23 protein-coding genes, 2 tRNA genes and 1 pseudogene are annotated in these 26060 nt (G+C 41.4%); 12 read left to right on the top strand and 14 right to left on the bottom strand.

Features of this window, described 5'->3' with window-relative positions:
- Positions 1-31: 31 nt before the first annotated feature.
- Positions 32-745: a DsbA family oxidoreductase gene (locus B2Y23_RS03925; protein ID WP_291369132.1), complete on the bottom strand. Its 714-nt coding sequence runs from the start codon at positions 743-745 to the stop codon at positions 32-34.
- A gap of 179 nt (positions 746-924) precedes the next feature.
- On the opposite strand from B2Y23_RS03925, the gene B2Y23_RS03920 reads away from it, so the two are divergent.
- A complete protein-coding gene (locus B2Y23_RS03920; protein WP_291369130.1) occupies positions 925-1674 on the top strand; it encodes a hypothetical protein in 750 nt (249 codons plus the stop codon).
- Between the two features lie 462 nt (positions 1675-2136).
- On the top strand, positions 2137-2529 hold the full coding sequence (locus tag B2Y23_RS03915; RefSeq protein ID WP_291354877.1) for a hypothetical protein: 393 nt from the start codon (positions 2137-2139) through the stop codon (positions 2527-2529).
- 48 nt (positions 2530-2577) lie between these two features.
- On the opposite strand, the gene B2Y23_RS03910 is transcribed toward B2Y23_RS03915, so the two are convergent.
- Together B2Y23_RS03910 and B2Y23_RS03905 are read right to left on the bottom strand one after the other, a co-directional pair.
- Positions 2578-4095, bottom strand: a complete 1518-nt coding sequence (locus B2Y23_RS03910) for an acetyl-CoA hydrolase/transferase family protein (protein WP_291369128.1) — start codon at positions 4093-4095, stop codon at positions 2578-2580.
- 205 nt (positions 4096-4300) lie between these two features.
- Positions 4301-5761 (bottom strand): ATP-binding protein, encoded by a 1461-nt coding sequence (locus B2Y23_RS03905; RefSeq protein WP_291354881.1) that lies wholly within the window; start codon positions 5759-5761, stop codon positions 4301-4303.
- A gap of 49 nt (positions 5762-5810) precedes the next feature.
- On the opposite strand from B2Y23_RS03905, the gene B2Y23_RS03900 reads away from it, so the two are divergent.
- Positions 5811-5966, top strand: a complete 156-nt coding sequence (locus B2Y23_RS03900; protein WP_291354883.1) for a hypothetical protein — start codon at positions 5811-5813, stop codon at positions 5964-5966.
- 77 nt (positions 5967-6043) lie between these two features.
- Here B2Y23_RS03900 and ompR read toward each other — a convergent pair whose 3' ends face one another.
- A complete protein-coding gene (gene ompR, locus B2Y23_RS03895) occupies positions 6044-6808 on the bottom strand; it encodes a two-component system response regulator OmpR (protein WP_086174583.1) in 765 nt (254 codons plus the stop codon).
- Between the two features lie 335 nt (positions 6809-7143).
- Here ompR and B2Y23_RS03890 point away from each other — a divergent pair, with 335 nt between their 5' ends.
- Positions 7144-9504 (top strand): Tex family protein, encoded by a 2361-nt coding sequence (locus B2Y23_RS03890; protein WP_291369126.1) that lies wholly within the window; start codon positions 7144-7146, stop codon positions 9502-9504.
- An 85-nt stretch (positions 9505-9589) separates the two neighbouring features.
- On the top strand, positions 9590-11560 hold the full coding sequence (locus B2Y23_RS03885; protein WP_291369156.1) for a DUF2075 domain-containing protein: 1971 nt from the start codon (positions 9590-9592) through the stop codon (positions 11558-11560).
- Positions 11561-11591: 31 nt separating this feature from the next.
- On the opposite strand, the gene B2Y23_RS03880 is transcribed toward B2Y23_RS03885, so the two are convergent.
- The 3 genes from B2Y23_RS03880 to B2Y23_RS03870 form a co-directional block, all read right to left on the bottom strand.
- Positions 11592-11801 carry a hypothetical protein gene (locus B2Y23_RS03880; protein ID WP_291369124.1) on the bottom strand — a complete coding sequence of 70 codons (210 nt, stop codon included), beginning with the start codon at positions 11799-11801 and terminating at the stop codon, positions 11592-11594.
- A gap of 183 nt (positions 11802-11984) precedes the next feature.
- The gene (locus tag B2Y23_RS03875; RefSeq protein WP_291354894.1) at positions 11985-12872 is read right to left on the bottom strand and encodes an SDR family NAD(P)-dependent oxidoreductase; all 888 of its coding nucleotides are present in this window, start codon (positions 12870-12872) and stop codon (positions 11985-11987) included.
- Between the two features lie 306 nt (positions 12873-13178).
- On the bottom strand, positions 13179-14456 hold the full coding sequence (locus B2Y23_RS03870) for an O-acetylhomoserine aminocarboxypropyltransferase/cysteine synthase family protein (RefSeq protein ID WP_291369123.1): 1278 nt from the start codon (positions 14454-14456) through the stop codon (positions 13179-13181).
- Between the two features lie 310 nt (positions 14457-14766).
- Between B2Y23_RS03870 and ettA the strand changes: the two genes are divergently transcribed.
- Positions 14767-16428: an energy-dependent translational throttle protein EttA gene (ettA, locus tag B2Y23_RS03865; protein ID WP_291369121.1), complete on the top strand. Its 1662-nt coding sequence runs from the start codon at positions 14767-14769 to the stop codon at positions 16426-16428.
- A 50-nt stretch (positions 16429-16478) separates the two neighbouring features.
- On the opposite strand, the gene B2Y23_RS03860 is transcribed toward ettA, so the two are convergent.
- Positions 16479-16898: a tetratricopeptide repeat protein gene (locus B2Y23_RS03860; RefSeq protein WP_291369119.1), complete on the bottom strand. Its 420-nt coding sequence runs from the start codon at positions 16896-16898 to the stop codon at positions 16479-16481.
- Between the two features lie 310 nt (positions 16899-17208).
- Here B2Y23_RS03860 and B2Y23_RS03855 point away from each other — a divergent pair, with 310 nt between their 5' ends.
- Positions 17209-18165: a cation diffusion facilitator family transporter gene (locus tag B2Y23_RS03855; protein ID WP_291369117.1), complete on the top strand. Its 957-nt coding sequence runs from the start codon at positions 17209-17211 to the stop codon at positions 18163-18165.
- A gap of 24 nt (positions 18166-18189) precedes the next feature.
- Here B2Y23_RS03855 and B2Y23_RS03850 read toward each other — a convergent pair whose 3' ends face one another.
- From B2Y23_RS03850 to B2Y23_RS03830, 5 genes are all read right to left on the bottom strand, one after another.
- Positions 18190-18531 carry a hypothetical protein gene (locus B2Y23_RS03850; RefSeq protein ID WP_291354905.1) on the bottom strand — a complete coding sequence of 114 codons (342 nt, stop codon included), beginning with the start codon at positions 18529-18531 and terminating at the stop codon, positions 18190-18192.
- Between the two features lie 166 nt (positions 18532-18697).
- Positions 18698-18773: transfer RNA gene (locus B2Y23_RS03845), tRNA-Glu, on the bottom strand.
- Between the two features lie 32 nt (positions 18774-18805).
- A tRNA-Ala gene (locus tag B2Y23_RS03840) sits at positions 18806-18881 on the bottom strand.
- Positions 18882-18938: 57 nt separating this feature from the next.
- Positions 18939-20447: a glutamate--tRNA ligase gene (gene gltX, locus B2Y23_RS03835; protein WP_291354907.1), complete on the bottom strand. Its 1509-nt coding sequence runs from the start codon at positions 20445-20447 to the stop codon at positions 18939-18941.
- A 131-nt stretch (positions 20448-20578) separates the two neighbouring features.
- Positions 20579-20881: a hypothetical protein gene (locus B2Y23_RS03830; RefSeq protein ID WP_291354908.1), complete on the bottom strand. Its 303-nt coding sequence runs from the start codon at positions 20879-20881 to the stop codon at positions 20579-20581.
- A 372-nt stretch (positions 20882-21253) separates the two neighbouring features.
- Between B2Y23_RS03830 and B2Y23_RS03825 the strand changes: the two genes are divergently transcribed.
- Both B2Y23_RS03825 and B2Y23_RS03820 read left to right on the top strand, forming a co-directional pair.
- Positions 21254-22255, top strand: coding sequence for a sulfate ABC transporter substrate-binding protein (locus tag B2Y23_RS03825; protein WP_291354910.1), 1002 nt, complete (start codon positions 21254-21256; stop codon positions 22253-22255).
- A 239-nt stretch (positions 22256-22494) separates the two neighbouring features.
- On the top strand, positions 22495-23514 hold the full coding sequence (locus B2Y23_RS03820) for a sulfate ABC transporter substrate-binding protein (protein WP_291354912.1): 1020 nt from the start codon (positions 22495-22497) through the stop codon (positions 23512-23514).
- A gap of 91 nt (positions 23515-23605) precedes the next feature.
- On the opposite strand, the gene B2Y23_RS03815 is transcribed toward B2Y23_RS03820, so the two are convergent.
- Positions 23606-23944 carry a hypothetical protein gene (locus B2Y23_RS03815; protein ID WP_291354914.1) on the bottom strand — a complete coding sequence of 113 codons (339 nt, stop codon included), beginning with the start codon at positions 23942-23944 and terminating at the stop codon, positions 23606-23608.
- A gap of 293 nt (positions 23945-24237) precedes the next feature.
- Here B2Y23_RS03815 and rsmH point away from each other — a divergent pair, with 293 nt between their 5' ends.
- The 3 genes and pseudogenes from rsmH to ftsI form a co-directional block, all read left to right on the top strand.
- On the top strand, positions 24238-25161 hold the full coding sequence (gene rsmH, locus B2Y23_RS03810) for a 16S rRNA (cytosine(1402)-N(4))-methyltransferase RsmH (RefSeq protein WP_291354916.1): 924 nt from the start codon (positions 24238-24240) through the stop codon (positions 25159-25161).
- Positions 25161-25493 (top strand): cell division protein FtsL, encoded by a 333-nt coding sequence (gene ftsL, locus B2Y23_RS03805; RefSeq protein ID WP_291354919.1) that lies wholly within the window; start codon positions 25161-25163, stop codon positions 25491-25493. Before rsmH ends, ftsL begins: the two co-directional genes overlap by 1 nt.
- A 13-nt stretch (positions 25494-25506) precedes the next feature.
- Positions 25507-26060 (top strand): annotated as a pseudogene (ftsI, locus tag B2Y23_RS03800) (penicillin-binding protein PBP3); the annotation flags it as partial.

Here is a 26060-nt window from a genome sequence, read left to right as displayed (position 1 = left end):
CTTGACTTAAGAGTACTGTAGAGTACTGTGCTTAAGAGTTTGGCTTATTTTCCGGAAGATCGCAGTTATCTTCTTTACAGATTGCGGAATCTTCAGCAGCAATGTTGTCTTGTTGAGGTGCTTCCAGTGCTTTTTCCATCACCTGTAAAAACACTTCACGTGGCTGTGCACCCGCAAGTGCGATACGTTGATCAAAAACAAAGAAAGGTACGCCAGTCACTTTCAACTGATCACGTGCCACTTCTTCATCAAATTTGACAAAATCTGCAAATTCTTCCGAATTAAGCACATCATCTACTTCAACCGGATTTAAGCCGATGCGTGCTGCGACATCTTCCAGCGTTTCACGTTCACCAATGGCTAAACCTTGGGTCATATAACTATAGAAAAAAGCTTCTTTCGCTTCAGAACCCAAACCTTTGCTTTGTGCCAAATGAATAATACGGTGCGCATTAAAGGTGTTACCTGAGTTGGCATTTTCCCAGTTGAACTGAATGCCTTCTTCTGCTGCCATTGCGGCAATATTACGCTGCATTTCTTCAACTTCAGCCACACTACGTCCGTATTTTTGCGCGAGACGTTCAGAGTTGGATACTTCTTGGCGAACAGGAGCCTCTGGGTCAAGTTCATAACTATGCCAATGGACTTCAAGTTCTATACCGGCTTGTGTAGCAGCAGCTTCCAGACGTTTTTTACCAATATAGCAAAATGGGCAAACCACATCTGACCAAATATCTACGCGCATGAGAGTTCTCTTATCTTTTCTTGCCTATATTGATGGGGATTCGGATCAAAATTTAAAGCATCAATGCTGAATAAAAACCGAGAGAGGGGGAGTGCTTTATGTAGCTTTTGTTTGAGAAACAAACGATTGAAATCAAAACGAGTTATGATATTGAAAAGACCGTCTAGCGGAGTGCTCATATGCCGAGGATTTTTCTCATCTTAGGATTGGCAACATGTACTGTATTTGGCTGGTTGTTTTACCAGTATTCCGTCCAGCAACAAGAGCTTGGTCAGGTACATGAGTACCAAGCCGTATTGTATGAAAAAGCTGAACTGATTTATCAGCAGGCCCAAGACTGGTCTAAACCGATCGAGGTTAATGTCTCGGATAATCGTTTGCAGGGCGATTATAAAGTGATGGCAGATTTCGTACTGAGTGAAATGATTCAAAATGCTGAAGCAAGGAATCAGTATTTACGTGAACTGAAAGAGATTCACTGGGATCAGTTTCTAAATATTGACCGCTTGGATAAAGATCGCAAGCAAAAATATGTAGAAACCGAGCAGATGTTACAGCAAGCGCATCTACTGGCAAACCGCTATCAGCAACAAACCACACAACGGGAAGAGAATGCCTTAGCCCGGGCGAAACAGTTATCCATTAAATCGCATCTTCGACATCAATTAATCGACAGCCTTAGGGAAAGCCGCGATAGCGATCAGACTCATGCGCTATTTGCCTTGGAGCTACAGATATTAAATAAGGCGGACGCTTTATTTCAGATTCTTAGAAACAATAAATGGCAGAAAAAGAACAAGACCTTTATGTTTTATCAGGATCAGCCAATCAAGCAATTCAATGAGCTATATAAGCAGATTTTACAGTTAAATGCAGAAATGGAAAAAATTAAAACACAAAATCGTCAGGCTGTTGAGCAGCGTTTATAAATATTGGGATGACCTCCAGCTGAGCAGATCGGAATTGGATATCTCAAAGAATACGCTAAACAACTTTAAGTTTTGATCTTGCTCATTTAGTAGCATCTATATGTTTTTATTCATATAAAAAGTGAATCAAACCGATTTAACCCATGATCTGGATGCATGTAGTGTTTCTAGAATTTTACTTGTCTCAAGTTAGGGTGCAAAGAAGCGGGATTTAAATTCCTTGATGGTCTATCAATCATATGGTCTCGGTTAATATCTATAGAATTACAATTAGAGCAAATGATCTTCGCCAGTAAATTCAAGATTTTAAAAAAAAGATTATTTGTGTGATTTATTAATCAATATATAAATAATTTGTGATTATTTTAATGAAATTTAAAGATAAGTGGTTGAAATTGTAATATTTAATGGTGCTATTTTAAAAAATTACATAGTTTCATGTGCAATGTAGAAGGTAATGCTATGAAAAAAATCGGTTTTTTCATATTCATAATTTTAGTTATGAGTATGACGACATCGGTCATGGCTCGCTTCTATTCTTCAGCTAGTCTGCAAAGTTTAGATGATGAGGCCTTGGCCTGGATTTTAGGTCAAGATAACTCAATACAAACGGCGACGGATGCGCATCATTCATATGGAAATAGAACAATTGAAATCTTGAATCAATGGGTTGATCGTGAAATCAGTGAAGATTTGAATCAATTCAACAGTATGTTTTATATTAATGAAAGAGGAGCTACTGTTTTGCAGATCAAGCGTGGTGTGGTGAGGATAGGAATTCTGGAATTTTCCTTAACCATTAATGGGCTCATGGACATGGGCAATGCAATCGCTGATCAGATCAAATTTGATTAACCATAGAGTCAAAAAAAACGCCCCAAGGGGCGTTTTTTAGATTACTAATCAAGCACTTTTAGCTTCAGCCTGAGCCGCAAGCATATGACCTTGTTCTTCAAAATTGCTGTGCCAAGACAATGCTTCACGCAAGATGTGTGGAGTTTGACCGCCTTTAGCACATGCACGATCAAAGTAATCGTTTAGGGCATCACGATACATAGGGTGAGCACAGTTGTCGATGATGGCACGAGCACGTTCACGTGGAGCAAGACCACGTAAGTCAGCAAGACCCTGTTCAGTCACCAGGATGTCTACGTCGTGTTCAGCATGGTCTACGTGAGATGCGAACGGAACAACAGAAGAAATGTCGCCACCTTTTGCAATCGATTTAGTCACGAAAATTGCCAAGTGGGCATTACGTGCGAAGTCACCAGAACCACCAATACCGTTCATCATTTTGGTACCACATACGTGAGTTGAGTTTACGTTACCGTAAATATCGAACTCTAATGCAGTGTTGATGCCGATAATACCTAGACGGCGAACCAATTCAGGGTGATTCGAAATCTCTTGTGGACGAAGCACAAGTTTGTCTTTGTATGCTTCAAGGTTATTAAATACTTTTTCGCCATATTTCGCAGAAAGCGTAATAGATGAACCTGAAGCAAATTTCATTTTGCCGGCATCGATCAATTCAAACGTACAGTCTTGAAGTACTTCAGAGTACATGATCAAGTCTTCGAAGTTTGAATCTTTCAGACCCGTCAATACGGCGTTGGCAATTGAACCAATACCTGCCTGAAGTGGACCTAAGTTTTTAGGAAGACGTTCTTCAGCTACTTCTTTTTCAAAGAAAGCGATTAAGTGGTTCGCAATGCCTTGAGTTTCATCATCCGGAGCCGTCACAGTAGACGGAGAATCGTGGTATTCGCTGTTAATGACGATGCCTACGATTTTTGCCGGATCGATATTGATGGCATGCGTACCAATACGCTCATCCACCTTGGTCAAAGGAATCGCTTGACGTGTTGGACGATAAGTTGGAATGTAGATGTCATGTAAACCTTCAAAAGCCGGGCTTAAGTTGGTGTTGATTTCTACAATCACTTTTTCAGCAAAAATGGCAAAACTTGCAGAGTTACCTACAGAAGTGGTTGGAATGATGCCACCATCTTCAGTAATGGCTACAGCTTCAATAATTGCAACATCTGGTTTTTTCAATTGCTGGTTACGCATTTGTTCAACAGTTTCAGACAAATGCTGATCGATGAACATCACTTCGCCTTTGTTAATGGCTTTACGTAAAGTGTTATCTACCTGGAAAGGTAAACGGCGAGCAAGTACACCAGCTTCAGTTAATTGTTTATCTAGGTCATTACCAAGACTTGCACCGGTAATTAAAGTAATTTTTAAAGGATTACTTTGAGCTTGTTTTACCAATGCTAAAGGGACAGCTTTTGCTTCACCTGCACGAGTAAATCCACTCATACCTACAGTCATGCCATCTTGGATAAAAGTAGCAGCTTGTTCTGCGCTCATGACTTTGTCATGAAGTGACGCTAAACGAATACGATCTAAAGACATGGTTTACGCTCAATTCTTGTTCAAAACTAGACGGATTGTACCGTCCCAAAAACAAATTGTGCATGCCTGTTAGGCTAAGGTCTAATTTTTTGAAAAAATGTGGGTATAACGTTTTTTTATGGTTTTTAATTGATTGATTTTAATCGCGTAAAAATCAGAGGGTCAAGAGTTAAACAAAACTGTTTGTTTAATAAATAATCAAGACTCAAAAGTGCCCACTGATCGTCTGCTTAATTTTTCCTAAAGCACTGTGGGTTATATTTTCCTCAACTTCATCTTGAGGTAGAGGTAAAGAAATAAGCGCTTCTAATCCACCTTCTGGGCGATTATGGATGGTGAGATGACCTTGATGAAGGTCAACAATACGTTTCACAATAGCCAAACCCAAACCACTTCCTTGGATGGTACGGGCTTCATTGCCACGCACGAAAGGTTGCATTAAATCTTCAATCTGATCTTCAGGGATACCTTCACCATGGTCAGCAACACTAATCAGCAGATGATGGTTTTCTACTTTGGCAGATAACTCGATTGGTTCTGCACCATAGCGTTTTGCGTTATTAATCAGATTACCAATCAAGCGTTTTAAAGACTGGCTACGCGCCTGAATGACCGGAATATCCTGAGCTGTAAAACGGATGTCTAATGGTTTGAACTGAATGATCAGTTCCTGTAACAGCATATTGATGTCAGTGTCTTGCAGTTCCTCATCTGAACCATCGCGCATATAAGAAATAAACTGATTCAGAATCGCATCCATATCTTCGACATCATAAATGAAACCTTCTTTCAGGAAGTCATCATCAGGCATCATTTCTGCACTTAAGCGGATGCGGGTCAGAGGTGTACGTAAGTCATGAGAAATCCCCGCCAACATGATACGCCGGTCGCGTTCAGTCTGATCTAGGGTATAAATCATCTGATTGAAAGCCTGATTGACTTCACGAATCTCTTGCGGGCCATGATTGGTTTCCAGATAGGGCGCAGAGCCGGTCTTACTGTAACTGTTCGCGGCATCTTGTAAACGGCGAAGCGGGCGGTTTAACTGGCGCACCAGCGTTAAAATGATGGCAGCAGCAATCAGTGGCACACCAATTAACCAGCCATAGATCAGTTCCGGACTATAGTTGGCATAGGTTTTTAGAGGTTCACGCACCCAATGTCCGTTCATTTCCGGAGTCTGAATCCAAATGCGCGGACTGGGTTTAAACTGGAAATAGACGGTTACATTTTCAACTTTCAGTTCTTTGGCCAGCTTTTTTTCTATTTGATTGGTAAAAAACTCGGCAATCACCTTGTCTTTTACCCGGGGATATTCTGCAGGATTGGTAATGTATTCAATTCCGACCCGATTTTTTAACCATAAATCGGCATCCACTTCAGCATTGTTATGAAAAATGCGTAAGTCGGGATTATTCAGAATTTCCAGCTCTACTCCTAAATAGCGCGCATGCTGCTGGATTTCCGGAAGGTAAAGGGTACGCCAAAAGAACCATAACGACATAAATAAACTGAAAAATACAACAAATAACACGAGCACAGTGGTACGCATTGCAGCAGAACGCGGCTTGATCTTATCGAGAAAGCGTTCCGAGCGGGTTCGCTTCTTTTCCGAATAAGCTTCGTAATCAGTAAATTTTTGTGGGTCGATGGGTTCTAATTTCACTCTATGTACCGAAGTATTGGATGAGGAGTCTAGTCATGACGGAGTCATTATGGTTATCGTCATAATACAAGTATTAACCTTCGGTTCGACCTACCTTGCGAAATGTATTTCTCATTCGGCAAAAGTAGGCAAAACCATTTCCATTCGTAAAACTCGTCAAATCATTTCAATCATCAAAATCATCACAGAAACTTTATTGATTTGATATCTCCAGCCTCGAACAGTTGCGAATGGTTTGTCACGGAATTTTCTTACTTTAGTAATCCAAAATCCGTTTTTTAATTACTCAGCGCCATCTGGAACAAACACATAACCCACGCCCCACACCGTTTGGATATAACGCGCACGGGCAGGGTTTTCTTCCACCAGACGACGTAAGCGAGACACCTGAACATCAATCGAACGCTCCATCGCACCCCATTCACGGCCACGTGCCAGGTTCATCAACTTGTCACGGGTTAAAGGTTCACGAGGGTGTTGGACTAGGGCTTTTAGTACCGCGAATTCACCCGTGGTCAGCGTGACCACCTGGCCTTCACGGGTGAGGGTACGGGTAGACAAATCCAGTGACCATGGACCGAAGCTCACCACTTCCATTTGCTGGCTTGGTGCACCCGGAACTTCACGGACCTGACGACGTAATACGGCACGGATACGTGCGAGCAGCTCATTCGGGTTAAATGGTTTAGGCAGGTAATCATCGGCACCCGCTTCCAGACCTGCAATGCGGTCAGAATCGCTGCCACGGGCAGTCAGCATGATAATCGGCGTATCGATATTGGATTGGCGTAAACGGCGACAAATACTTAAACCATCTTCCACAGGAAGCATAAAATCGAGCACGATCAGGGAGAAAAGTTCGCGCTGCAATAAACGATCCATTTGCGTTGCATCGTGAGCAGTTTTGACCACGAAGCCTTTATCTTCTAGAAAACGCTGTAATAACGTCCGTAAACGCACATCATCATCTACAACGAGAATGCGTTCGACGCGATCAGTTTCGGTTTGTACTGGATCTGTTTTTTCAGCAGGTACCACTAAACTCATGATGTGCTCCTTGTTCTTTATTGTCATCGTAAACAAAAGTTCGGATGGTCTTGAGTATACGATTCATTTGTATCTGTTTACTATGCTCTAAAGCAACAAATATTGCAGATAAAATCAAGACATAGATACCAAATATATACATCTAAATTATGGCTTATAATGTTGAATATGGAGGGTTAAAATCTACTTATCACTTAATTTTGTGGCAAATTATAAAAAAAACATGAATTGGCAATACTGACCACTTATAAATTTAATCAAAACAATTGTGGATTTTATGGGCTTGGTCTTTATAATCATGCCATTTAGTACTTATCCTTGTGGGATCAAACACGATGACTGACTTAGTTCAGCAGTTAGCAAAAGAAATTGCCGTACGTCCAAATCAAGTAGAAGCTGCCATCAAGCTGATTGATGAAGGTGCCAGCGTTCCATTTATCGCACGTTACCGTAAAGAAGTAACTCAAGGCTTGGACGATACCCAGTTACGCCAACTCGACACCCGTTTATCGTATCTACGTGACTTATTTGAACGTCGTGAAAAAGTAATCGAATCTCTGAAAGAACAAAATAAATTGTCAGATGATTTGTTGGCACGTGTTAATGCTGCTGAAACCAAGAATGCTTTAGAAGAACTTTATGCGCCGTACCGTCCAAAACGTACCAGCAAATCTTTTAAAGCCAAAGAAGCGGGCTTGGGTCCTATTGCTGAGAAAATCTTTAGCGAGCAGGTCGAGCCTACTGAAGCATTGGCTGGCTTTAGCCATGAAGATTATCCAGACGTGGAAAGCCAACTGGATGCGATCCAGCACATTCTGATTGATGACTGGGCGCAAAATATTGCTTTAACGACTGAACTTAAAGCAAACTTTGCCAAAACTGCTGTTCTAAAAAGTTTAGTGGCAAGTGAAGAGAAAAAAGAAGTCGGTAAAAAATTCCGTGATTACTTCGATTTTTCTGAAAACCTGAATAAAGTACCTTCACATCGCTTGCTGGCCATGCTTCGTGGCCGTCAGGAAAACGTATTGGGCTTAAAGGTGGATGGCGAAGATGACGCACTACTGAGCCGTATTGAAACTGAATACAATCTGGACACAGTGCAACCGCAAGCACGTCAAGACTACTTGAAGCAAACTGCAAAATTGTTCTGGCTGGGTAAAGTCCGTCCACAAATTGAACATTCATTATTGACCGAAAAACGCTTGGCTGCTGAAAGCGAGGCGATGGAAGTCTTTGCTGAAAACCTGCGTCACTTATTGCTTTCTGCTCCTGCGGGTGCACGTTGTACCTTAGGTGTAGACCCTGGTATCCGTACCGGCGTGAAACTGGCTATAGTGAACCAGTCAGGCGATGTGGTTGCGCATAGCACCATTTATCCGTTTGCGCCAAAAGAAGATAAAGAAGGTTCAATTGCAGAACTGGCTCGTCTTTGCCGTGAATTCAATGTCGATTTGATCGCGATTGGTAATGGTACTGCAAGCCGTGAAACTGAAGCTGTTGTTGCTGAAATGATGGCTCAAAATGCTGATTTGAATTTGACTCGCGTTTCAGTCAGTGAAGCAGGTGCATCGGTGTATTCAGCATCTGAGTTGGCTTCACAAGAACTTCCTGAATTAGACGTTTCAATTCGTGGCGCTGTGTCTATTGCACGCCGTTTACAAGATCCATTGGCTGAACTTGTGAAGATTGATCCAAAATCGATTGGTGTGGGTCAATACCAACACGACGTGAACCAGGCTGGCTTGGCGAAAACACTAGAAGCAGTGGTTGAAGACTGTGTGAACTCGGTGGGTGTAGATGTGAATACCGCATCTTCAGCGATTTTGGGTTATATCGCGGGTCTGAATAAATCGATTGCACAGCAAATTGTCGACTTCCGTAAGGAAAACGGTCGTTTTGATAACCGTCAGGCACTCAAAAATGTACCACGTTTAGGCGAGCGTACCTTTGAACAAGCAGCAGGTTTCTTGCGTATTCAAAATGGTTCTGAACCACTTGATTCATCTGCGGTTCACCCTGAGTCTTATGGCTTGGTAGAAAAAATTGTTGCAGCAAAAGCCACTACGGTAAAAGACATCATTGGTAATTCTGAAATCATTCGCCAGGTGAATGCAGAAGAATTTGCTGATGAGCAATTTGGTTTGCCAACCATCCAAGACGTATTGGCTGAACTTGAAAAACCGGGCCGTGACCCACGTCCAGAATTCCGTACCGCTAAATTCCGTGAAGACATTACTGAAGTGTCACAATTGACTGAAGGTATGCAGTTAGAAGGTGTGATCACTAACGTGACTAACTTCGGTGCATTCGTGGATGTAGGCGTACACCAAGATGGTTTGGTGCATATTTCTGAACTTGCGAATGAGTTTGTCTCTGATCCGCATAAAGTGGTGAAACCGGGTCAAATCGTTCAAGTCCGTGTGTTGACTGTCGATGCTGAACGTAACCGTGTGAACCTGTCGATGCGTCCTGAAGGTTCAGAAGCTCCGGCTAAAGCGCCACGTCAGCCACGCCGCGACCATGCTCAAAATGAACAATGCGGTGAACGTAAGCCTCAAGCTAAACGTCCACAGCATGCACGTCCGCAAGGCGACCGCCCACAAGGCAAGAAACCTCAAGCGGCTAAACCACAAGAAAATAAAATTGGTGGTTTGGGTGCATTATTACTTCAAGCCGGGATTAAAGGTTCGAAATAATCTTTGATTCATAATAAAAAACCTCCCCATTGGGAGGTTTTTTATTTTATATTTCAAAATATTAAATATAAAACTTAGAGTAAAAATAGTGCGTTGCTATTACCATAATACCATTCAAAATTTTATTTCTGATTCATCTGAAGGGATTCTGGGTCATTTAGCGCAAGCACATCAATTTGCTTTGGAAGACCAGCAAAAAAATGCATGGCTCAAACAAATTCAAATTTTAAAACATAACTTCTCAGAAATTAAAGAAGGACATTTATTTTTTGAATTTGCAATTCCTCGTATGGGAAAACGAGTTGATAATATTTTAATTTTTAATAATTTAATTTTTGTCATTGAATTTAAAGTAGGGGAAAAACAGTATTCAGCTTCTGCAAAGACACAAGCCATTGATTACTGTTTAGATTTAATTAATTTTCATGCAGGAAGCGATCGGCAAAAAGTTATTCCCGTGTTGGTGGCAACACAAGCAGACGAGAAAGATATTGATTGGTCTAAGCTGACTCAGCTTGAGGATGTGCTCTGTTGCAATGAATTGAATTTAAAAGAAACAATAGAACAGATTATTCAGCAAAATGCAGGTATAGAGCGTATTGATGCAATGCGCTGGTTAAATTCAGTTTATAAACCTACTCCTACAATTATTGAAGCAGCCCAAGCTCTTTATCAGGGTCATCAAGTGGAAGAAATTTCTCGCAGCGATGCGGGTGCGATTAATCTAGAGTTAAGCTCAAGCCAGATTGAGTCCATTATTGAAACAAGTAAACGAACTCATCAAAAAGCTCTCTGTTTTCTCACAGGCGTTCCTGGGGCTGGAAAAACGTTGGCGGGCTTAAATATTGCTAATCAAAGATTAAAAGCAGATGAGTCGGAACATTCAGTCTTTTTGTCTGGAAATGGCCCTCTAGTTGATGTTTTACAGCAAGCCTTAGCTCGAAATACGGTTGAAATTGCGAAAAGCAAAGGTGAAGTTGCGAAGAAAACAAATGCTGAGCGTGATGCGAAAACCTTTATTCAAAATATTCACCATTTTCGGGATTACTATCTACAGTCCCAAGAAATTCCATTTGAAAAAGTAGTTGTATTTGATGAAGCACAAAGAGCTTGGCAAAAAGCTCAAGTTTCTAATTTTATGAAACAAAAAAAGGGTATTGATGACTTTGATATGTCTGAACCCGAGTTCCTGATTCGGGTGATGGATCGGCATCAAGATTGGTGTGTAATTGTGTGTCTAATTGGCGGTGGACAAGAAATCAATACGGGTGAAGCCGGTGTCACAGAATGGATTGAAGCCTTAAAGCAAAATTATCCAGATTGGAAAATTTATTATTCAGATAAGATCCTGGATGAGCCAGTTTATTTAGCTGCAACTGAACAGAGAGAATGGCTAAAACAGCAGGGTATCTGTGAAAGTTCGCTGCATTTGGCTGTATCGGTAAGATCATTTCGCAGTGAACGTGTATCGCAATTGATTCACCATCTTTTAGATGATGAGCCAGAGTTGGCGGCTGAACTTTATCAAAATATAAAGAATGATTATCCGATTTATCTCACACGTGATTTAAAACAAGCTAAAAAATGGCTGAAGACCAAAGCAAAAGGGTCTGAGCGTTATGGAATCATTGCAAGCTCTGGTGCACGGCGCTTAAGAGCAGAAGGAATTGATGTAAAAAATAAAATTTCTCCGCCAGATTGGTTTTTAAACTCTCCTAGGGATGTGCGATCTTCATATTATTTAGAGGAAATCGCAACCGAGTTTGATATACAGGGCTTGGAAATTGACTTTAGCTGTTTAGCTTGGGACATTAATTTTTATTATGACAATGGATGGCAGTATCAGGCATTTAAAGGGACCTGTTGGCAACAGATCAGGCAGAAAGAAAAACAACAATATTTGCTAAATGCCTATCGCGTATTATTGACTCGAGCTCGGCAAGGTATGGTGATTTATATTCCGAAAGTAGATGAGTGTGATTGGACACGTCCGAAATCAAAATACGATAGTACATATGAATATTTAAAGACATGCGGCTTGGAAGATCTTTCTTAAAACAAGCCTCCCCATCGGGAGGTTTTTTTATTTAAAGTTTAGGCACAATCCAGCCACATAAAATCAGCATAATGCCCAAATGACCTAACCGACGTGTCACTTTTTCTAATGTAGAAACTTGTACAGATGGCTGTTGAGAAGGATCTTTCATTTTCAACGCTGCAATCGATTTGTTGAAATGCAGAAACATCGCCAGATCGATACAAATTAAAATACTACCAACATCACTAACGATATCCATTAATTTATATTCTGGCAGATGCCATGAAGTCGAAATCTGGTAACCTAGAAAAAGAGCAAAGGCAAAACAGCCATATTGGAAAATGAGGGCAGCAATCCGCATAAAAATCTAAAAATAAAAAAGAGATGGCTGTTTATAACATAAAAAAGCCAGTCTAATGACTGGCTTTCATACCGCACAATCTTACCAATGTTCACCCGGGAACAAACGTGCATACGCTTTTTGTACCCAGTTCAGTTTCTGTGGCTGACCTACTGAAGCGGAAGAGCTTGGGAACAGGTTATAACCAATCGACATCAATTTATTGTTGATATCTGGTGCAATCGAGTAGGTAATAGACGCCAACCGACCTAAATTTGTGGCTACTTTTTTCGGACGTTTTACAATCGCATAGGCAATCAAATCGGCTGCCTGTTCAGGAGATAGGGTAGGCACATATTTATAGATTTTGGTTGGTGCAATCATTGGTGTGCGAACCAACGGCATATAAATTGAGGTAATGGCAATTTTATGCGAATGCACTTCGGCGGATAGACAGCGACTGAAAGCATCCAGCGCTGCTTTAGAAGCTACATAAGCCGAGAAGCGTGTGGCATTGGCCAAAACACCAATCGAGCTAATATTGATGATATGACCATCACGGCGAATCATCATTTGCGGCAGGATATTCATGACTAAACGAATAGCACCGAAGTAATTTAGCTGCATGGTGCGTTCAAAGTCATGGAAGCGGTCGGTTGATTCATGAACCGCACGGCGAATCGAACGTCCTGCATTATTGATCAGGATATCAATATGATCTACAGACGCTAAAACTTGTTTTGATACTTCATCAATAGACTCCATGTTATTTAAATCACATGGGAAAACAGAGGCTTTGCCTCCTTTGGCTTCTATTTCTTGTTTGACTTGATCTAATGTTTCTTTGGTACGAGCCACCAACAGAACATGTGCACCGGCTTCGGCAAGTTTATGTGCAGCGGTTAAACCAATACCACTTGATGCACCTGTGATTAAAACAACTTTGCCGTTGACTCGATTCTGAAAGAGTTTCTCTAATCTTGAATTCACAATATTTTCCTGGTTTCAATAGAATAAAAATTTAGATTATTTTTTTAGTTGATTCTAGCGCTCAAAGTTTAGGAAATTTGAGCTATTCTCGAGTCGACTATAATAGCGAATGTAATAAAAAAATCTACAAATAAGTTATTGAATTTGAAAATATAATTAGAGCAATTGCTCTATTATTGTTCGAACTATAATTTAATTTTTACCATGAATTTCAAATAAAGCAAAGAGCTAGAGTAAGAAATATATCAAACAATAAAAAACCTTCTCCCGATCAGGAAGAAGGTAATATCGGCGAACAGAAAAGTATTAAACTTGAGCCAGCGACTGCTCTAAATCTGCAATCAAATCATCAATATGTTCAATTCCAACCGATAGGCGAACCATATCAATACTGACCCCTGCAGACTTCAGCTCTTCTTCATTGAGCTGACGATGGGTGGTGGTGGCTGGATGACAGGCCAGGCTTTTGGCATCGCCAATATTCACCAGACGGGTAAAGAGTTGCAGGGCATCAATAAAACGGGTGCCGCCTTCTCGACCATCTTGCACACCAAAAGACAGGATGGCAGAAGGTCTACCTTTCACATATTTTTGTGCCAAAGCATGCTGTGGATGATCTTTTAGGCCAGCATAATTGACCCATTTCACTTTCGGATGCTGCTGTAAATATTCCGCCACCTTTTGTGCATTTTCGGTATGGCGTTCCATGCGCAGACTTAAAGTTTCCAAACCCTGCAAGATCAGGAATACACTGAGTGGACTAATGGCAGCACCGGTGTTGCGTAATGGCACCACACGGGCACGGGCGATATAGGCTGCTTCACCCAAAGCTTCGACATAATTGACCCCATGATAACTCGGATCGGGCGTATTCAAGACTTTAAAACGTTCAGGATATTTGCCCCAAGGGAATTTACCGCTATCGACAATAGCGCCACCAATAGAATTACCGTGACCACCGATATATTTGGTCAATGAATGCACAACAATGTCTGCACCATATTCAAAGGGTTTAAGCAGAACAGGCGTGGCAACGGTGTTATCGACAATTACCGGGACGCCATATTCATGCGCAATTTTAGAAATGGCTTCGAGGTCAATAATATTACCCAGTGGATTACCAATTGATTCCACAAACACCAGTTTGGTTTTGTCATCAATCAGCTCATGCAAGCTTTCAGGTTTTTGATAATCAAAAAATCGCACTTCAATGCCTTGTTTTGGCAAAGTATGTGCAAATAAATTATAAGTCCCGCCATAGAGTGTAGAAACCGAAGCAATATTGTCACCGGCTTCAGCAATGGTCTGAATGGCATAGGTAATCGCTGACATGCCGGATGCCAAAGCCAAAGCCCCAATCCCGCCTTCCAGGGCTGCCAGACGTTGCTCGAGAACTGCGGTAGTCGGGTTCATAATCCGGGTATAGATATTGCCCTGAACCTTTAAATCGAATAAATCAGCCCCATGTTGAGTATTGTCAAAGGCATAAGATGTGGTTTGGTAAATCGGCACAGCCACTGCTTTTGTTGTCGGTTCTGGGCTATATCCGGCATGAATAGCCAGTGTTTCATCTTTATAAGTCATGTTTACGTCATCTGCGTGAGTTAGTTTTAATCAATATAGCATTTATGAATATGAATAAAATGGCATATTTATAGAATAAAATATCTTATTTATTTATAAGGTTAAAAGTTTTTAAGCAAAACTTGCTCAACATTAAGTCCGCAAGATCGCGTTTAAAAAACAAACGGCGACTGAGTTGTAACAATCTATTGAAGATGAAAGCTATGCCTTATTTTTTTGCCGCTTTCATCGTATAATGCCCGCCAAATATTTGTTCGCATACTGCTTTGGTTAGAGTGCGAATGTTGCTTTTTCTATAGAGGAGTCCTACGTGGCCCAATATATTTACACGATGAACCGTGTGTCTAAGATAGTACCGCCTAAACGCGAAATCTTAAAAGACATCTCTTTATCATTCTTTCCAGGCGCAAAAATTGGTGTGCTTGGTTTAAACGGTGCAGGTAAATCTACCTTGCTTCGTATTATGGCTGGCGTAGATAAAGATTTCTCAGGTGAAGCGCGTGCGCAACCGGGTATTAAAATCGGCTACCTTGAGCAAGAACCACCTTTAGATGATACCAAAGACGTTCGTGGTAACGTTGAAGATGGTTTGCGTGAACCGCTTGATGCTTTGGCGCGTCTGGACGAAGTCTTTGCTGAATATGCAGCTGAAGATGCTGATTTCGATGCACTTGCAAAAGAACAAGAGAAGCTGGAAGCAATCATCCATTCTTGGGATGCGCATAATCTGACTAACCAGATGGATCAGGCGGCTGCTGCATTAAACCTGCCAGCTTGGGATGCAGATGTATCTAAGCTTTCAGGTGGTGAACGCCGTCGTGTAGCACTTTGCCGTTTACTGCTGTCTAAACCAGACATGTTGCTTCTCGATGAACCGACGAACCATTTGGATGCTTCATCTGTATCTTGGTTGGAACGTTTCTTGAAAGACTTCCCGGGTACCATCGTAGCGATTACCCATGACCGTTACTTCCTGGATAACGTTGCGGAATGGATTCTTGAGCTTGACCGTGGTATGGGTATTCCGTATCAAGGTAACTACTCTTCTTGGCTTGAGCAGAAAAATGCCCGTTTAGAGCAAGAGAACAAGCAAGAAGAATCTTTTGCTAAAGCATTGAAAAAAGAACTTGAATGGGTTCGTTCAAATGCCAAAGGTCAGCAAAAGAAAAACAAAGCGCGTATGGAGCGTTTTGAAGAGCTTAACTCACGCGAATTCCAACAGCGTAACGAAACCTCTGAAATCTACATTCCGCCTGGTCCACGTCTGGGCAACAAGGTTGTGGAAGTGGAAGGCATCAGCAAATCGTTTGGTGACCGTACCCTGTATAAAGATTTAAGCTTCACAGTACCACCTGCTGCAATTGTGGGTATTGTGGGTGAGAACGGTGCTGGTAAAACCACGCTATTCCGTATGATGACTGGCGAACAGCAACCAGATACCGGTACAGTAACACTGGGTGAATCGGTTAAAGTGGCTTATGTCGGTCAGATCCGTGACACGCTAGACAACAACAAAACCGTTTGGGAAGAAGTGTCTGGCGGTCTAGATATTTTGAAGATTGGTGATTACGAAATCGCATCTCGTGCGTATATTGGTCGCTTTAACTTCAAAGGCCAAGATCAGCAAAAACGCGTAGGTCAATTGTCAGGTGGTGAGCGTAACCGTTTACAACTTGCAAAAATCCTGCAAATGGGTGCTAACGTTATCCTACTCGATGAACCATCGAACGACTTGGATATCGAAACCTTGCGTGCACTTGAGGATGCCATTCTGGTATTCCCGGGTACTGTGATGGTGATCTCGCATGACCGTTGGTTCCTAGACCGTATTGCAACGCACATCTTGTCATTCGAAGGTGAAACCCCTGAATTCTTCACCGGTAACTATGCTGAGTTTGAAGAATACCGCCGTAAACGTGATGGTGATGACCTTGTAGCGAAGCGTCAAAAATATCGCAAAATCGGTAGTTAATCCCTAATTTGGATGTAAAACAAACCAGCCTGCGGGCTGGTTTTTTTTATTTAAAAGGCAATTTGAGAATAACTGTACAGTAAAGTCTTTTTTGCTTCCGGATGACCTTGCTTGGCTGCTTTTTCTAGCCATTCCTGCGCATGAGTGTAATTTTTATCTAAACCTAAGTCACCATTCAAATAGCATAGGCCAAGTTTATACTGAGAATCGCGATGTCCTTTTAATGCAGCGCTTAGGAAGTTCCACATTGCATTGCGTTTATCTTGAGTGACAGGGTCGTTTTCTGATGTAAGGTGATTCGCATGCAGTTGTTCGAATATTTGACTATGTTCGAGCGCTAACTTCTCATAATATTGGGCTTGTACATAGTGTGACTGCACCTCGGAAATAGGGTTATAGCTGGCTTGCATTTGAGCACCCAGTCGAGGTAACCAAGTATAAATAATCTGTTTTATTTTCTGTAAGATCATATTCATTACCTCCGGATTAAATGCTATTTATCCAATATTTTTAATGTATATCCTTTTTTTAAATTAGGTATTCTTTATTTGTAATTTGATTTTTCATTTGATAATCACTCTGTATTAATTGTTAATAAATTATTGTTTTTGTGTCTTTTTAATCTTAGAGAATACACGATAGAAAAGCAATGAGCCTATTTAAGGCTAATGTTCTTAATCATTGAATTGCAACAATAGTGTCATGTTATTGGCTATAACTGTATTGTTATGCTGAATTATTACACCGAAAATCAAAAAAATAGAGTAGTAGAGGGGAGATATGTCTGAACATCATGGACATGATCATAGTCATGCGGTGGTAACCGAAGGGAATGCCAAAAAGCTGACCTTTGCTTTAGCGCTCACCTGCGTTTTTCTTATTATTGAAGTCATTGCAGGTTTTATGACGCAAAGTCTTGCATTGCTTTCTGATGCAGCGCATATGTTTACCGATGCTGCAGCTTTAGCGATTGCCTTGGTGGCGATCAAAATTGGCAAAATGCCGGCAGATGATAAGCGAACTTTTGGTTATCAGCGCTTTGAAATTCTGGCGGCCCTGTTTAATGCCTCGATGCTGTTTATTGTGGCGATGTATATTCTGTTCGAGGCATATCAGAGGTTTAGCCATCCACCTGAAATTCAAAGTATGGGAATGCTGATAGTTGCGGTGATTGGCTTAATCATTAACCTGATTTCTATGCAGATTTTATTTTCCAGCTCAACAGAAAGCCTGAATGTGAAAGGAGCTTATCTGGAAGTTTTAAGTGATGCGGTAGGATCAATCGGGGTGATTATTGGGGCTGCAATCATCTATTTTACTGGCTGGATGTGGGTAGATACCCTTATTGCAGTGCTGATTGGTTTTTGGGTTTTGCCTAGAACCTGGATTTTGCTGAAACAGAGTATCAATATTCTGCTGGAAGGGGTGCCGGAAGAAATTGATATTGAGCAGTTGCGTAATGATCTTTTGAGCCTGCAGGATGTGGAAAGCATCCATCAACTCAAGGTTTGGGCTATTACTTCCAAGAATATTCACCTGACTGTACATCTTTATGCACCTCAGGCAGATCATAATCTGTTATATCAGCAAGCGTTGGAGATGTTGAGCCATCAACATGGCATTCGGGAAATAACGTTACAGATTGAAGATTATGAATGTGGGGTACATTCATCCGGTCATCGCCATGATGATCACGATCCACACTCACATCATCAGCAAGATTCACATCAGCACTGAAGCTGATGTGAAATCAAAGCTCTTTTAGATTTCCCATTCGTGATTGCATTCACGACATTTCCATTTCTTTTGTGATTGCATAAAGCCTTGCATGGAAATTTTAAAATCAGGCAGGTCGCGGTAAAACAGGAAGCCGGCAATGATACAGATAATAAAGACCACCACAGTTGCAGTTTGCAGGGTAGAGCCTGCACCATCGCCAAAAATCCACATCGCAATGCTAATTAAAACCAACAGCAATAAAATAAATACTGCTGGAATAAGAAAGACAAGGCTTTTAGGAACTACAGGTCGTACTGCAGGGCTACCGGCTTGAGCGACAGGCATAATTTTAGGACTTTGGCATTTGGGGCAACGGTATTGCATTACAACTCCATAATTTTAATCTATCGCTTATTTTAATCAGAATGACGCAGAAAGCAAAAACAGCGCAAATAAAAGTTGAGAAAAAATTGAGGCAATAAAAAACCCAAGTCGCAATGCTTGGGTTTTTTATAAAATCAGCATAAATATATTATGCTGATCTTGAATATGGCGTCCCTACGGGGATTCGAACCCCGGTTACCGCCGTGAAAGGGCGATGTCCTAGGCCTCTAGACGATAGGGACAATTGAGGCAACACAGGTAAAACAGCAAACTTTGGTGGAGTCAAGGAGGATCGAACTCCTGACCTCTACAATGCCATTGTAGCGCTCTACCAACTGAGCTATGACCCCAGTTTGTGTGAGCGCAATATTAGGGCTATTGCGCTTACACGTCAACTATAAAATCAATTATGCTTGATCAACTGCATCATTTTTCGGCAATTTTAAGCTTTCATTGAGTTTTTCCCAAGCTTTTGCTTCTTTTTTGCTCGGACCACCGACAATTTCCAGTGCATGACGTAAACGCGCGAAGGTTAAGTCAGGACCAATCGTCACCATCGACTGCATCACTGGAGTTGAACTGGTTGAACCAGCAATGGCAATAAAGAAAGTTGGCATGAAGTCACGCAGCTTCACTTCCATCTGGTTCGCTAGGTCCATTAAGGTTTGGCTTACCGTGTCATTGTTCCAGGTGAACAGACTTTCCAGGCGCCAAATGGCAAACTGCAAGCTTTGACGAACCTGTTCTTCGGACAGTTTTTTGCTTTCAAACTGTTCTTTACTGATGCTTGGGAACTGATTGAAATAAAAACCGGCCCAATTTACTGCTTCAGACAACAAGTTGATCCGTGGCTGAATGGCAGCAGCAATATCTTCTAAAGTTTGACGATCTGCTTTCCATGCCAAAAGCGTATTTAACAATTCAGCAGGAGAGAGCGCTTTAATCCATTGGCCATTCAGCCAGTTGAGTTTTTCCACATCAAAGATTGGACCGCCCAGGGATACACGTTTAATGTCGAAATGCTCAATCATTTCAGCCAAAGTGAATTTTTCACGTTCATCTGGCATTGACCAGCCCATACGGCCTAAATAGTTCAACAAGGCTTCCGGTAACACACCAATGTCTTTGTAGTAATTGATAGAGGTTGGGTTCTTACGCTTAGACAGTTTTGATTTGTCCGGGTTACGTAATAGAGGCATGTGGCAAAGCACAGGCATGTCCCAGCCAAAGTATTGGTAAAGCAACTGGTGTTTCGGTGCTGATGGAATCCATTCTTCACCACGAATTACGTGGGTGATTTGCATCAGATGGTCATCGACCACGTTTGCCAGGTGGTAAGTTGGCAAGCCATCGGTTTTCAGCAGAATTTGCATGTCCACTTGTGCCCAAGGAATTTCCACTTCACCACGCAGCATGTCGTCGAACTTACAGCTACCTTCAGTCGGTACTTTCATGCGGATGACGTGGGGTTCGCCAGCAGCTAAACGACGTTCAACTTCATCCTGAGACAACAATAAACCACGGCCGTCATAACGAGGCGTTTCACCACGGGCTTGCTGTTCTGCACGCATTTGATCGAGCTCTTCAGCAGTTGCGAAGCAGTAGAATGCGTGGCCTTTTTCAACCAGTTCCAAAGCATATTGTTTATAGATGCCCATACGTTCAGACTGACGGTAAGGCGCATGTGGACCACCCACATCTGGACCTTCTGACCAATTCAAGCCTAACCAGCGCAATGAATCTAAAATCATTTTTTCAGATTCGGGGGTTGAGCGCAGTTGGTCAGTATCTTCAATACGAAGAATAAATTCACCGCCGTGCTGTTTAGCAAAACATAAGTTAAACAAGGCAATATAAGCAGTGCCTACATGTGGAAAGCCGGTAGGAGAAGGCGCAATACGAGTACGGACAGTCATAACCAATATTTTTCAGAATGTGAATGGGGGCTATTATAACGAAAAAGCCTAATCACTTAATGTTAAATTCAACATTGAAATGATTAGGCTAGATGGGAAGCTCTTAAAGGGGCAAGAGGTTCACTGTTAAATTAAGAGTTGTTTTGTGGAAAAAATACTTGCAGAAAACGGCTAAATTTCTGGTTTTGAGCGGCAAAGAAGCTTTGAGTCGGTGCAACTTTAATTTCGGTCAGTATCTTTAAGTCGTTATCGGCACGTAAAGTATTGTCACCTTGTTTTTGCTGTTGCAAGGCTTTTTCAATCAATGAAGATTTTTCAGCGCTTAACATGACTTTGGATTCAGTACCTTTAATCGCAGCTGCGTGTCCCAGCTGAGCCATAAATCCTAAAGTTAAGCTTAAGCTTAAAGCTTGTATAATTGCGGTATAGCGCATTTCCACATCCCCCTTCTGGTGCTGGAATTTTATATATTGTTTTAATTAAATGAGTGATTAGCATTTAACCACACAAAAAAATACAAAAGTAGAACTACATCACACTTTATTACAAAATAATAAAAAACCTATAAAGATTTTGCACTTTGTATCAAAAAAGTATGGAGAAAACATGGAGGGTGATTAAAAACAATAGGTTGCAAATTCACTATGAAGGCTTTTAGTGTAAAAAGTGTATTTTAAAGCATTTTTATGGATATCTCTAAAATCGATGTTTAATCAATAAAATATTATAAGTTTATGATTGTTAAAAATATTTATGATTTATATAGTGACTTCATTATTAAATAACAGTGAAATAGAGTGTTACACATGAAAAAAATAATCGCATCGATACTTTTGGCATTGCTTGGGGGTTTTAGCACACAGAGCTTCGCCGCGAAAGATTTTCTGAATGTCTCTTATGATCCGACTCGTGAGTTTTATCAGGAATATAATCAGGCCTTTGGTGCCTACTGGAAGCAGCGTACCGGACAGGACATCAATTTTAAGCAATCTCATGGTGGATCAGGCAAGCAGGCGCGTTCCGTAATTGATGGTTTGCAAGCTGATATCGTCACTTTGGCGCTCGCCAACGATATTGACGAAATTGTAAATGCCGGCCTGATTCATAAAAACTGGCAAAAGCAATTTCCAAACAATTCTGCTCCTTATACCTCGACCGTGGTTTTTTTGGTACGCAAGGGAAATCCTAAAAATATTAAGGACTGGAACGATTTAACCAAGCCGGGCGTGGAGATCATTACGCCAAATCCGAAAACGGGTGGTGCACCTCGCTGGATTTACCTGTCAGCATGGGGCTACGCGTTAAAACAGCCGGGCGGGAATGATGCCAAAGCACGTGAGCTGGTGAAAAAACTTTATGGCAATGTCAAAGTACTGGACTCCGGTGCGCGCGGTTCTTTAACCACTTTTGCTGAACGTGGTATTGGCGATGTACTGTTGTCTTGGGAAAATGAGGCCTTGCTGGCGACTCAAGGACTAGGTAAAGACAAATATCAGATTGTCTATCCTTCTATTTCAATTCTGGCTGAGCCATCTGTGGCGATTGTCGATAAAAATGTCGATAAGAACGGCAATCGTAATTTGGCCAAAGGTTATCTCAACTATTTATATTCGCCTAAGGGCCAGGAGCTGGCAGCCCAGTATTTCTTCCGTCCGCGTAATTCGCAAGCAGCAGCAAAATATGCGGCACAATTTCCAAAAATCAAACTGTTCACTATTGGAGATGTGTTTGGTGGATGGTCCAAGGCACAGAAAACCCATTTTGTGAATGGAGCTATTTTTGATCAGATTTATACTGAGAAAAATTAAGTTTCATTTTCTATAAAGAAGCAAAAAACGGATAATTTATTATCCGTTTTTTTCATATCTAATTCAGAAAACAGTATATATAAGGAATAAGTAAACTGTTCGAGTGATTCTTGAATAAAAACATAAATTTAAACAAATGGTGCAAATATTGTGTTGAATTACCAGCAGTTTAATTTATTGCGATTTATGACTTTATTTCATATATTTAGCATTAATGAAGATAATTGATCTGTATTGCAATGAAAACTCAATTTAAAGCGTTATTCAGTGCAGCATTGCTGGCTACCGGCATGGCTTTTACTACAACTTCTGCTCAGGCGGCAGAGCGTGAATTTTTAAATGTATCTTATGATGCAACGCGTGAATTCTATGAAGAATTCAACAAATCTTTTGGTGCTTACTGGAAAGAACGTACCGGTCGTACTGTCAATTTTAAACAGTCTCATGGCGGTTCAGGTAAGCAGGCGCGTGCTGTAGTGGATGGCTTAAAAGCTGATGTGGTGACTTTGGCTCTGGCCAACGACATTGAAGAAATTGTTAAGTCAGGTCAAATCCAACCGGGCTGGCAAAAAGAATTCCCGCATAACTCTGCACCTTATACCTCAACCATCGTATTTATGGTGCGTAAAGGCAATCCAAAACACATTAAAGACTGGTCAGATTTAACCAAACCGGGCGTACAGATTATTACCCCGAACCCGAAAACAGGCGGTTTACCACGTTGGGTATACTTATCGGCTTGGGGTTATGCACTGAAACAACCGGGTGGTAATGATGCCAAAGCCAAAGACTTCGTTGGCAAGATGTACCACAACGTTAAAGTGATGGACTCGGCTGCGCGTGCTTCAATGACCACTTTCGCGGAACGGGGTATTGGTGATGTGTTGTTGACCTGGGAAAATGAAGCCTTGGTGACTCAAAAAAGCTTGGGTAAAAACAAGTTTGATATTATCTATCCGTCGATGTCTATCTTAACTGAACCATCGGTTGCCATTGTGGATAAAAACGTAGATAAAGATGGCAACAAGTGGTTAGCTAAAGGTTATATCAACTACTTGTACTCACCATTGGGTCAGGACATGGCGGCAAAATATTTCTACCGTCCACGTAACCCTGAAGTGTTAGCTAAGTATTCTGCACAATTTCCAAAGATTAAAACATTTACTATTGATGAAGTTTTTGGTGGCTGGGCAAAAGCACAACAGACTCACTTTGTGAATGGTGCGACTTTCGACCAGATTTATAACACCCGTAAATAATCAGTTGATCTGTCATTAAAAAGCCAATCCATTGTGATTGGCTTTTTTATTTTGAACTGAATCTGGGCTGAAAAGTTATGCACTTTATTTTTTACTGATTAAGTAAATCTCGACAGGTTTGATAGTCGGCTTTTGCCCGAGTCTGCTGCTCAGGTGTTAATTTTAAATAATCATCAACCATATGCTGAGTATAGTTTTGATAAAATTTCGGCTTGTGATAGGCATAACTTGGCGTGCTATTGCCATAAGTGAACTTGACCTGTTCAAACAATTCATTGGCTGTGAAAACAGCCGGATTATGACGGATCACATTACATAAGGTGGCCTGATGAACGGCTTTTTCATCTTTATTGGGTGTAATGATGCATAGATAAATCAAGCTCATTACGGCAAAGCAAATGCCAGTAATGAATAACGGTAATTTTGTCATAAATAAAGCGCAGATCTTGAAGCTCGATCCAAGAAACCAGGTAAGAAAAATTCCCTTTCGCTGCTGATCGGTTAAAGTGGGAGATAGCAGATTTTAACAGATAATAAATACAGGCATTGGGTTTTTAAAATAAGATAAATTCAGCGCAAAGATCACATAAAACCTGCTGAAAGACAGTTAAAAACGGTTTTCTCTATGAAAAGTAATATTTCCCTACAAAAAGTCGTTTGGAGCTTTATCAAAACAAGGTAATAATGTGCAGTTACATTTTTCCTAGTATTGATTGAACCCTTATGTCGCATATTTCTGTATTACTTCACGAAACTGTTGATGCCTTATTGGCAGATCGCAATACAGGAATTTACGTCGATGGTACTTTCGGTCGTGGCGGTCATACCCGTTTATTGCTGTCTAAATTGGATGAAAATGCACGTGTTTACGCTTTTGATAAAGATCCACAAGCGTTGGAAACCGCGGCGCAATTAGAACAGGAAGATTCACGCTTTAAAATTATTCATGCCAGTTTTGCCGATTTAAAACAGGAACTGGAAGCGTTGGGTATCGACAAGGTTGATGGTGTGATGGCGGATTTAGGGGTGTCATCTCCACAGCTGGATCAGGCAGAACGTGGCTTTAGCTTTATGAAAGATGGTCCGCTGGATATGCGTATGGACAATTCGCAAGGTCCAACGGCAGCCGAGTGGCTGGTGGATATTGAAGAAGAAGCTTTGGCGAATATTATTTTCCAGTATGGTGAAGAGCGTTACAGTCGCCGTATTGCCAAAGCCATTAAAGCTGCGGGTTATATTGAAACTACGGCTCAACTGGCAGAGATCGTAAAGGTTGCCCATCCGAAATGGGAAAAAAATAAACATGCGGCAACCCGAACTTTTCAGGCCATCCGTATTGCCATTAATAAAGAATTAGATGATATTGAAGCTTTCTTGCCGCAAGCAGTGGATGTGCTTAAAGCAGAAGGTCGTCTGGCAGTGATCAGTTTCCACTCATTAGAAGATCGATTAATTAAACAATTTATTCAAAAAGAATCGACTTTAGCGGAAGATACCAGTTGGGGTATGCCACAAGAACGGGAAGATACCCGTCGTTTAAAGAAAATTTCCCGAGTTCGTGCCAGTGAAACAGAGGTCAAAGCCAACCCTCGTTCTCGTAGTGCATGGCTTAGAGTTGCAGAGCGCTTAGCTTCAAAAGGCGAATAATGAAAACTGAAGTTGTTGAAAAGAAAACCGACAAAAAACCGATGAAAAAAACCATCAGTTATATTGTTTTGCTGCTGCTGGTCTTTCTTAGCGCGCTGATGGTGGTGTTTCAGGTATTTGAATATCGTCATGATTATCGCGAATTAAGCTCATTTATGCGGGAAAGGGATGATCTGAATGCAGAGTGGGGGCGTTTGCTGATTGAGCAGCAAACCTTTGGTGCGACTGCACAAATTGGCACGCGTGCTGTAACCCAATTGCGCATGTATTCGCCCCCTGCAGCACAGACGGTTGTAATTTCTTTACCAATGACTCCAGAAGATAAAAAATAAGGCTAGCTGTAATATGGTGGACAATAGAACAAAGCAGGCAACACGCAAAAAGCAGCAGCCGATTACCGAAAAAACCGCCCTTAGCGTAGATATGTGGCGTTTTTATCTGATGTGGAGTGTAGTTTTACTGTGCTTTTTGGCTTTGGTGGGCCGTGCATTTTATGTGCAGGTCATCAACAAGGACTTTTTGCAAAACAAGGCCAATGCCAATATTTTAAGAACGGAAAAAATCAAGGCGATGCGTGGCGTGATCTATGACCGTCATGGTGTGCCTTTGGCGATTAGTACACCGGTCATGAAGGTGGTGATTGATCCGCGTGATTATTTTGAAACCAAAAAACAGTTTGATGAAATTACTGCCGAACTGGCCAAAGATCCGAATAACCGCAAACTGAAACGTCAGTTGCCGGATAAAAACCTGAATCTGGATGAACTTGCCGATGCGGTGGGGATGGATCGTGCCGAGCTGAAAAAGAAAATGAACGATAAACCTCGTTCACGTTATCTGGTGCTGCAAAAAGAAATTCCACCTCAGCAAGCTGAACTAATCGCGAAACGTGAGTTCCA

Source organism: Acinetobacter sp. UBA5934, from assembly GCF_002430855.1.
Classification (GTDB): domain Bacteria; phylum Pseudomonadota; class Gammaproteobacteria; order Pseudomonadales; family Moraxellaceae; genus Acinetobacter.
Note: the sequence above shows the minus strand (reverse complement) of the source record. Positions and strands in the feature narration are given on the sequence as shown.